We start from the raw sequence: 8850 nt of genomic DNA, 5'->3' as shown, positions 1-8850 counted from the left end.
AATTTTTGATAACTGCTTGCCTGTCTTGATAGTTAAAAGTGACATTTTTAAAAGTCACTTCCCCACGTACTTTTTCTACAGGTAAAGCTACATCTCCTGGATGGATAGCAATAGGCGTATCCAACAAATCCATAACTCGATTTGTAGAAGCCATCGCTCGTTGATATTGGTCAAAAGTATCGCCTAATCTAGTTAAAGGCCATAACAATCGCTGAATTAAAAATATTAAAACACTATAAGTTCCGACAGAAATTATGCCATTCACTGCTGCTAAGCCACCAAAGTAAAGCAAAGCTGTAAATCCCACTAAAATTAACATCCGAATTAGGGGAACATAAGCAGCAGAAAGTTGAATTGCTTTAGCATTACTGCGGCGATAGGCTTCACTTTCTCCAGCTAAACGTGAGATTTCATAATCTTCGGCCGTGAAACTTTTAATAGTAGTAATACCACTTAAATTATTTGCCAAACGAGAATTTAGTAACCCTACTTTTTCTCGCACATTAGCATAGCGGGGTGCAAGTACATCTTGATAAGCAAACGTTCCCCAAAGAATAAAAGGAATAGGCAACATTGCCATCCATGCCACACTCGGAGCCAAAATAAAGAAAGCACCACCAATAATTATGACAGTGACTGCAACTTGAATAATGTCATTAGCGCCTACATCCAAAAACCGTTCTAATTGGTTAATATCATCACCGAGGATAGACATTAAACCACCAGTGCTGCGTTCTTCAAAATATGCTAGTTCTAAATCTTGTAAATGCTTGTAAGCATCCAAACGCAAATCATGTTGAATATTCTGTGCTAAATTGCGCCAAAGTCTAGCAAAAGAGTACTCAAAAATCGATTCTAAAATCCAAATAATCACAGTTAGAGCAGAAAGAATGAAAAATTGTCCAAAAATATCCTTGACTCCCAACCGTGCAATGATAGAATCTTGCTGCTTTACTACCACATCTACTGCAATGCCAATTAACGCTGGTGGTGCTAAGTCAAACAGCTTATTGAGGATAGAACAAATACTAGCTAGCCAAATTTGTTGGCGATACTGCTCTGCGTATTTTAGCAGGCGTTTAAGGGGATGAACTGAACCCCTGCGTCTTTTAGCCACCCGATGAGATTTAAATACTGTAGTCACAACCCTGTGCAATTGCATGCAGAAACCGATATTACCACGTTTGCCAGAACAGAGGCTTCACCACTCAGCCATATATACCTGACATAGACATGAGGAGAGGGGAATGAAAAATCAGCAATTTGGTAGTTGGCAAAATGTAGTGTTAGGGGTTGCAATAGCAATAATTGTGATCCTCGCCCTGAATTCCTTTATTATTATTAATCCAGGTGAGGCAGGAGTCCTGAGTATATTGGGGAAAGCGAGAGATGGAGCCTTGCTCGAAGGTATTCATCTTAAACCACCATTCATATCTAGAGTAGATGTGTATGATGTGACGGTGCAAAAATATGAAATACCTGCTCAAAGTGCCACCAAAGATTTGCAAGAACTATCAGCCAAATTTGCGATTAATTTCCGTATTGATCCGGAGCAAGTAGTTGAAATTAGAAGAAAACAGGGAAGTTTAGAAAATATTGTCGCCAAAATCATTGCTCCTCAAACTCAGGAATCATTCAAAATCGCAGCTGCGAGGAGAACTGTAGAAGAGTCTATTACTAGAAGAAATGAACTTAAGGATGATTTTGACACCGCATTAGGTCAACGCTTAGAAAAATATGGAATAATAGTTTTGGATACTAGCGTGGTTGACTTGACTTTTTCTCCGGAATTTGCCAGAGCAGTAGAGGAAAAACAAATTGCTGAACAAAGAGCGCAAAGAGCTGTTTACATAGCACAAGAAGCTGAACAAGAAGCACAGGCAGAAATTAATCGTGCTAAAGGCAAATCAGAAGCTCAAAGACTTTTGGCGGAAACATTAAAAGCTCCAGGAGGGCAATTAGTTTTGCAAAAAGAAGCAATTGAAGCTTGGAAGAACGGCGGCGCTCAAATGCCAAAAGTTCTTGTAATTGGTAAAGACTCACAAAGTAGTGTTCCTTTCCTTTTCAATGTGGGTAACATACAGGATTAAGCCCAAACTTGTCTGGAAAAAGAGGGCAATTCTTAGAAATAAAGCGCACATCAACACAGATAATAAACTGATATATGTCAAGCAGAAATCAAACTAATTTCACAGTTGCTGAAGCTAAAAAAGTTCTCAATAAATTTAACTGTGTAGATATAGCACCAAAAGTCAACCCAGCAGAAAAATCTTTAATTCGTGAGGCTTTACTTTTCATTGCCAAACTATCTGATTATCAAATTTTAGGGATTTGCGCTGACACTGAAGAAGAAGGAATGCTAGCAATGAAAACTTATTCCCTCGCTTTAGGATATGAACCACCAAGTAATTTACCTAAAATTGATGGCCCTGTTTATATCAAATTAAACGGCAAAAATGGCGTGTGTCATATTGATACTTATTTTGGACATCATCGCGGTGTGTTGGTATCTTGTCAATCTTATTCTTCAGAGGGAATTAATGAGATGTATGGTCATTTACCTTTGGATTTATTTGTGTAGTAGACTGAGTAATTCCCAATAACTATCAGAAATTTGCTCAGAGCGCAAATTATTATCTTCTCTGCGCTCTCTGTGTCTCTGTGGTTAAAAAATTTTTTTATTGAACCGCAGAGGAACAGAGGACACAGAGGAAAGAGTTAAAAGAGAGTTATTAGTTAAGAACTAATAACTAATGAGCAACAATTTAATGATTAAATTAATATGAGTATTATTACACTACAATCAGTTCAAAAAGATTTTGGTATTAAAGAAATTCTTAGGGATGCCAGTTTTAGTTTAGATGCTAATGATAAAGTCGGTTTAATTGGCACTAATGGTTCTGGTAAATCAACTCTATTAAAAATGATTGCCGGGTTAGAACCGATTGATGCAGGGCAAATTTTAGTTAATTCTGGTGCGAAGATTATTTATTTACCCCAACAGCCAGATTTAGATGAGAATCACACTGTTTTAGAGCAAGTTTTTGCTGATAGTGGTGAAAATATGGCTTTGGTGCGTGAGTATGAAGAAATATCTGATAAGCTGGCTCACTATCCAGAAGACAATCAGCTAATGTCCCGCCTTTCGGTGGTGATGCAGCGTATGGATGCGACTGGTGCTTGGGAGTTGGAAACCAACGCTAAAATTATTCTTTCTAAGTTAGGAATTACGGATTTTAATGCCACTGTTGGGACTTTATCTGGAGGTTATCGTAAGCGTATTGCTTTAGCCACAGCTTTGCTATCAGAACCAGATTTGTTATTGATGGATGAACCAACAAACCATCTAGATGCAAATTCGGTGGAGTGGTTACAAAGTTATTTGCACCGTTATCGTGGCGCACTTTTATTGATAACTCACGATCGCTACTTTTTAGATCGCGTCACGAACCGGATTATTGAGATAGACAGGGGTGATATTTACACCTATTCTGGTAACTATTCATACTACCTGGAAAAGAAAGCCGAAGCAGAAGAAAGTGCTGTTAGTAGTCAGCGTAAGTTTCAAGGGGTATTGCGGCGGGAGTTGGAGTGGTTGAAAAGGGGGCCAAAAGCCAGAAGTACGAAGCAAAAAGCGAGAATAGATCGCATTCGTGATATGCAAGCGACGGAGTTTAAACAAACTCAAGGTAAGGTTGATATTGCTACAGCCAGCCGTCGCATTGGCAAAAAGGTGATTGAACTGAATAATATCTCAAAAGGGTATGGCGATGCCTTCGGCAACCCCTTCGGTGTACGCACTTTGATTAAAGATTTTACCTACGAATTTAGTCCTGAAGACCGGATTGGCGTTATTGGTGGTAACGGTGCGGGTAAATCTACGTTAATGGATATTATTACTGGGCGGGTGCAGCCAGATGCAGGTAGTGTAGATATTGGTGCGACGATTCATATTGGCTATTTTGATCAGCATTCTGAAGAATTGCTCACTGCTTTGAACGAAAATCAGCGCGTGATTGATTACATCAAGGAAGAAGGGGAACACGTCAAAATAGCCGACGGTACTAAAATCACTGCTTCCCAAATGTTGGAGAGATTTTTATTTCCGGGGAATCAGCAGTATGCACCGATTCATAAACTTTCTGGTGGGGAAAAACGGCGGTTGTTCTTATTGCGTGTGCTGATGAGTGCGCCGAATGTTTTGATCTTAGATGAACCGACTAATGATTTAGATGTCCAGACTTTGGCGGTACTGGAAGAATATTTAGAGGATTTTAACGGTTGTGTAATTGTGGTATCTCACGATCGCTATTTTCTGGATCGCACTGTAGATACCATCTTTGCTTTGGAAGAAGGAGGAGTGATTCGCCAATATCCTGGTAATTACTCAGTCTATCTCGATTACAAAAAAGCCGAAGAAGAAAAGCAACAAGCGACTAACAATACAAAGGAAAAGCCAAAAAATCAACAGACACAGCCAGCGGAGAGTCAAGCCAAAGAAACAACGAAGAAAAAGCGTTTATCAACTTGGGAAAGGCGGGAGTTTGAGCAGTTGGAAGATAAAATTGCTCAATTAGAAGCCGAGAAAGCAGAAGCGGAAAAAGCAATGGCGAATGTTCCAGCGGGGAATTATACGCAGGTGCAAAAGTTGTATGAACAGGTAGAAGCACTGAAGCAAGCCATTGATCAGGCGACAGAACGGTGGTTAGAATTGGCGGAGATTGAGTCGTAGTATAGGTTTTTTAAACGCAGAGGGACGCAAAGGTAAGCGCAGAGAGAAGTTTGATCGCCGGTTTGGGGCGATCAAAGCTTCGGTGGGGACGCAGAGTTTTTTCAAAAAAGATTGGGTTTTTTAGAAGTTAATGCATTAATAATGCAAGGCGATGCATTAACAATGTAACGCGATGCATTCGTAATGTAAGTTGATGCATTCGTAATGTAACGCGATACATTCGTAATGTAAGCCGATACATTCGTAATGTAAGCCGATACATTGGCAATGTAACGCGATACATTCGTAATGACAAACCCATTTCAAAACGTCCGGGACGGAGTGAAGCAAGAGTTAGAAAGCACCGTCCTAAAGCTTATCTCTTATGCAGCAGCCTCGTTCTACTTTACGTCAGCAGATGGCGATCGCTTATCAAATGGGAGTGCAGCGGCTTAACTAAGTGCCATTCCGCTATATTTACTTTTAGCTATTTAAATTATGACAAAGTTTCCACTCATTATTCTCCTTAATTAATCGCAGCCAATCACGTCCAAATCTCCTGTATGGAAATAATGCATTTTGACCATTGGGTGATTTGACGATGACGTTTCCTGTGATTGCTACAACAGCTCTTCCTAATTTTGCATCATAATACTTGGTTTGATAGTAAAGCTGAGACATATCTATAGAATATATGCTGGAGGAAATCCGCAAATAAGCATTGAGAAGAGCCATGTTCTGACCATCTGGATCGAGACGGCTATTGACTTTTTGCGCCGCAATCTTTTCTATTGAACAATAATACTTGTCGAGTGAATTGAAACTACGATTTTGAATAGCTTGATGAAACTTGGCAACCGTACTTTCAGGACCATCAAGCTGGCGATCGCGATTCGCCTGAGAAGTATTCTGATTAGAGGGTTTTGGTTGTAAAGCATTCTGGGTATCAACTTTAACAACCTCAAACGTTGAGCAACCAGGTAATGCCACTTTACCAGTAATGCTACGTTTAGAAGAGGAAACATTGCCGCGAAGATCAACAGTTGAGTAACCGCGAGGCTGATTAATCCATGTTGTAGCTTTCAAATCCAATAAACCAGATACATCTGGTGAATCAAATACCTTGAAGTTACCTTGCATTCTGAAACGACTAGATGGGGTACCTGGATTATTGGGGTGTTCAGAAAACGAAAAAACTGCATTAATATCTGTCGTATTCTTTGCTTCAATATCTAATCTCAGTTTAGTGAGTCCTTGCCTACAAGTATAACTTCCCTCCCAGACACCATTTAAGAATAAAACCTGTGAAGAAGCTGATTGTGCTTGTGCTATTTTACTAAACGGCACTATCAAGATTGCCATTGGCCCGAATAAAATGCAACTAGTGAGCCAAGCAAAAGAAACTTTACTCATTCACACCTCTTCGCACCTCTAATTCTACAAGTTGACAATTTCTGTGAAATCACTATAGCAGAGCTACAACTTTGCTTGACAAAAATTTCAGTTGTAAACAAGACAGCGTTATACATGTTTGCATTTGAACAACAAGAACCCCGACTTCTTGAAGGATGCAACTGGCAAATCACGGGTATCACCCCTCATTAAAAATTTTTCGTCATTCCACCAGATGTAGAGACGTGCCATAGCACGTCTCTACAAACCAGTTTCTTTTCAATTAATATTGATTGTATAGTGATTAAACAAAAGATAAAATGTCATTTAACTGCACCAAACTATTACTAACCCATTCTCAAATCTGGCACGCTGCTACTATACATCCTTTCCTACAACAATGTAAATTAGGCACAATTAAAACCCAGCAATTTAACACCTGGTTATTACAAGATTATTTGTTTGTTGTTGAGTTTACGCGCATGTTAGGAAGAGTATTAGCCAGCGCACCACCACATCATTTTGAACTAATACTTGGTGGATTAGCAGCACTGCAAGACGAACTTACTTGGTTTAAACAAAAAGCAGCAGAAAGACAACTGAATCTCCATACAAAAAAACAACCAACCTGCACAGAATACTGTGAATACATGCATAGTCTTGGAACCAAACCTTACCCAGTACAAGCAACTGCCCTTTGGGCAATAGAATTAGCTTATAATCAAGGTTGGCAACTACCTGGTGAAATGCCAGCACCCTACAAAGAATTTGCAAACAGATGGGGAAACCCTGGTTTTACAGAATATGTAAAACTTTTAGAACAACAAGCTGATGAAGTATTAGAAACTGCTACAGATGATATTCAACAGCAAGCCGAAGAAGCTTTCGTCAAAATAGCAAAATTTGAACAAGATTTTTGGCAAATGGCCTTTAACGCAGCCTAACTAACTTTTCCAAACTAATTCTCCAACCTCAAAAGCACACAAAAAATCTATCTGTGTCCATCTGTGTTCATCTGTGTTCGATAAAAAAATATATTCATCTTCTCCAACCTCAAAAGCACACAAAAAATCTATCTGTGTCCATCTGTGTTCATCTGTGTTCGATAAAAAATATATCATCCCTTCGCAAACACCATCAAATGCTGCTGCGGTAACAAATTTTTAGTCTCCCGCCAAACCAAACCAACAGCTTGCATTTCTTTTTTCACCTGCTTTTGAGTCATTTTATGCAAGCCTTTAATCAGAATAAAAGGATTTTCACCCCGGTACTCAACTAACACCACCCTACCACCAGGTTTCAACGCTTTCACAATAGCTTGCATTACTTCCTGTGGATATTCAAATTCGTGATACGCATCCACCATCAAAGCTAAATCAATACTTGTGGGTGGTAAGTTGGGATTAGTAGGAGTTGCTAATACTGGTTCAACATTGGTAACATTTAGCTCTTGCTTGAAAAAGTTAATAATATCCAGCATCTCTGGCTGAATATCTACAGCTAGTACCTTTCCCTGTGGTACTTTAGGAGCGATGCGAAAACTCAAGTAACCTGTACCCGCGCCAATATCAGCAACTACATCAGTAGATTTCAGGTCGAGAGCGTCTACTATTTTACTCGGCTTCTCTTCTGCCTCGCGACTGGGACGTTCTAGCCAAGCTGCACCTGTATGTCCCATGACTTTCGCGATTTCCCTACCCATGTAGTACTTACCGATACCATCTGGGTTATGTAATTGCCGTTGTTCGTAAACAGGAGAAGATATTGTAGTTGCGATCGCTATATTTATAGGCTGAAGTAAGCAACTCCAAAATATTACTAAAGCCAGGAGTATAAAAAATAAAAAACTATACTTTCGTTGCTGATGCATATTTTATGAATACGGCTGTGTCCAAATTCAATAATAATAACGAACACCGTGCAAGGCGATGCACACAGATGAATTATCGGTGTACCCTCCCTTAAGCCGCTTGCGACTCACTAAACTTCAGTCAACTATCTTAAATGTCTTAACTATTTTAACTATTCTGCTTTATCATTTATTTTTTTACATTCAAATTTTCTAGATCAATAATATTTTTGTAATAGTAATTTGATTGTCTCAGCAGATATCATAATTCTTAAAAAAATTGGAGAGATAACTGCCTTATTATGATATTTATAATTGAAATATGAATACACTAATTATTCTAGACAAAGTCATATTTTAACTTTCCTTGCATATCAATTTCAAAAATGATATTATTCTCAAAAATTGCAGAAGTTAATTATGAGTCAGCAAATTTGTGAAAAGCTTGCTCTAAATGGCAATGGCAAACTCGATATAGAGAAGTTGACAAATATTATGTCTCAATGGCTTTTAACTAATGATTACAACGAGAACGTCAAATATTTAATGATGAGAAAGTTTAACTAGATAAAAACTCTAATTAATTATATTTGTTGATTAGAGAGACGAAACTATGAATCTGGGTATAGCGTAAAATCAAGTAGTTTGTGATTTTTCTTCAAGTTGTTGTGTAATTTATTTACCTTTTTTACATTAAAAATTTGTGATTTGTGGGCTAACAGATACCCAAATTATTAAATAAACCGAGAATATAACTGCTTTTTTGCAAATATTTATAATCAAAATATGAATATACTCATTATTCTGGGTGAAGTAATATTTTTAATAGTTATCTTCTTGTTGTTTAACTGGCTGATTGGCATAATCTTCAAGCAGATCGCCAAAGTTTCTTGGCTGA

The 8850-nt window shown here is 38.4% G+C and carries 9 protein-coding genes; 5 read left to right on the top strand and 4 right to left on the bottom strand.

The genetic code is table 11. From position 1 onward, the window contains the following. A partial coding sequence (locus UYI_RS0114400; protein ID WP_235147949.1) for an ABC transporter ATP-binding protein occupies positions 1-1144 on the bottom strand: 1144 nt, incomplete at its 3' end. Between the two features lie 103 nt (positions 1145-1247). Here UYI_RS0114400 and UYI_RS0114395 point away from each other — a divergent pair. From UYI_RS0114395 to UYI_RS0114385, 3 genes are all read left to right on the top strand, one after another. Further along, positions 1248-2090 carry a prohibitin family protein gene (locus UYI_RS0114395; RefSeq protein WP_016867349.1) on the top strand — a complete coding sequence of 281 codons (843 nt, stop codon included), beginning with the start codon at positions 1248-1250 and terminating at the stop codon, positions 2088-2090. A gap of 74 nt (positions 2091-2164) precedes the next feature. After that, the gene (locus UYI_RS0114390) at positions 2165-2581 is read left to right on the top strand and encodes a DUF1824 family protein (RefSeq protein ID WP_016867348.1); all 417 of its coding nucleotides are present in this window, start codon (positions 2165-2167) and stop codon (positions 2579-2581) included. Between the two features lie 201 nt (positions 2582-2782). Next, the gene (locus UYI_RS0114385; RefSeq protein WP_016867347.1) at positions 2783-4732 is read left to right on the top strand and encodes an ABC transporter ATP-binding protein; all 1950 of its coding nucleotides are present in this window, start codon (positions 2783-2785) and stop codon (positions 4730-4732) included. Positions 4733-4859: 127 nt separating this feature from the next. Here UYI_RS0114385 and UYI_RS39680 read toward each other — a convergent pair whose 3' ends face one another. Beyond that, the gene (locus UYI_RS39680) at positions 4860-4994 is read right to left on the bottom strand and encodes a hypothetical protein (RefSeq protein ID WP_268742211.1); all 135 of its coding nucleotides are present in this window, start codon (positions 4992-4994) and stop codon (positions 4860-4862) included. A gap of 26 nt (positions 4995-5020) precedes the next feature. Between UYI_RS39680 and UYI_RS36805 the strand changes: the two genes are divergently transcribed. After that, a complete protein-coding gene (locus UYI_RS36805) occupies positions 5021-5167 on the top strand; it encodes a hypothetical protein (protein ID WP_157226338.1) in 147 nt (48 codons plus the stop codon). Positions 5168-5194: 27 nt separating this feature from the next. Here UYI_RS36805 and UYI_RS0114380 read toward each other — a convergent pair whose 3' ends face one another. Continuing rightward, entirely contained in the window at positions 5195-6124 is a 930-nt protein-coding gene (locus UYI_RS0114380; RefSeq protein WP_016867346.1) for a hypothetical protein, read from the bottom strand. Between the two features lie 299 nt (positions 6125-6423). Between UYI_RS0114380 and UYI_RS0114375 the strand changes: the two genes are divergently transcribed. Continuing rightward, complete coding sequence (locus UYI_RS0114375; RefSeq protein ID WP_016867345.1) at positions 6424-7047, top strand: thiaminase II/PqqC family protein; 624 nt, start codon at positions 6424-6426, stop codon at positions 7045-7047. Between the two features lie 173 nt (positions 7048-7220). Here the strand turns inward: UYI_RS0114375 and UYI_RS0114365 are convergent, their stop codons facing one another. Beyond that, positions 7221-7973 carry a class I SAM-dependent methyltransferase gene (locus UYI_RS0114365; protein ID WP_016867343.1) on the bottom strand — a complete coding sequence of 251 codons (753 nt, stop codon included), beginning with the start codon at positions 7971-7973 and terminating at the stop codon, positions 7221-7223. Positions 7974-8850: the final 877 nt, after the last annotated feature.

Origin of the sequence: Fischerella muscicola PCC 7414, assembly GCF_000317205.1 — a bacterium.
Classification (GTDB): Bacteria; Cyanobacteriota; Cyanobacteriia; order Cyanobacteriales; family Nostocaceae; genus Fischerella; species Fischerella muscicola.
Note: the sequence above shows the minus strand (reverse complement) of the source record. Positions and strands in the feature narration are given on the sequence as shown.

Coding starts and splice junctions, on each gene's coding strand:
- UYI_RS0114395 (WP_016867349.1), top strand. CDS start 1,248: ATGAAAAATCAGCAATTTGGTAGTTGGCAAAATGTAGTGTTAGGGGTT.
- UYI_RS0114390 (WP_016867348.1), top strand. CDS start 2,165: ATGTCAAGCAGAAATCAAACTAATTTCACAGTTGCTGAAGCTAAAAAA.
- UYI_RS0114385 (WP_016867347.1), top strand. CDS start 2,783: ATGAGTATTATTACACTACAATCAGTTCAAAAAGATTTTGGTATTAAA.
- UYI_RS39680 (WP_268742211.1), bottom strand. CDS start 4,994: ATGTATCGGCTTACATTACGAATGTATCGGCTTACATTACGAATGTAT.
- UYI_RS36805 (WP_157226338.1), top strand. CDS start 5,021: ATGACAAACCCATTTCAAAACGTCCGGGACGGAGTGAAGCAAGAGTTA.
- UYI_RS0114380 (WP_016867346.1), bottom strand. CDS start 6,124: ATGAGTAAAGTTTCTTTTGCTTGGCTCACTAGTTGCATTTTATTCGGG.
- UYI_RS0114375 (WP_016867345.1), top strand. CDS start 6,424: ATGTCATTTAACTGCACCAAACTATTACTAACCCATTCTCAAATCTGG.
- UYI_RS0114365 (WP_016867343.1), bottom strand. CDS start 7,973: ATGCATCAGCAACGAAAGTATAGTTTTTTATTTTTTATACTCCTGGCT.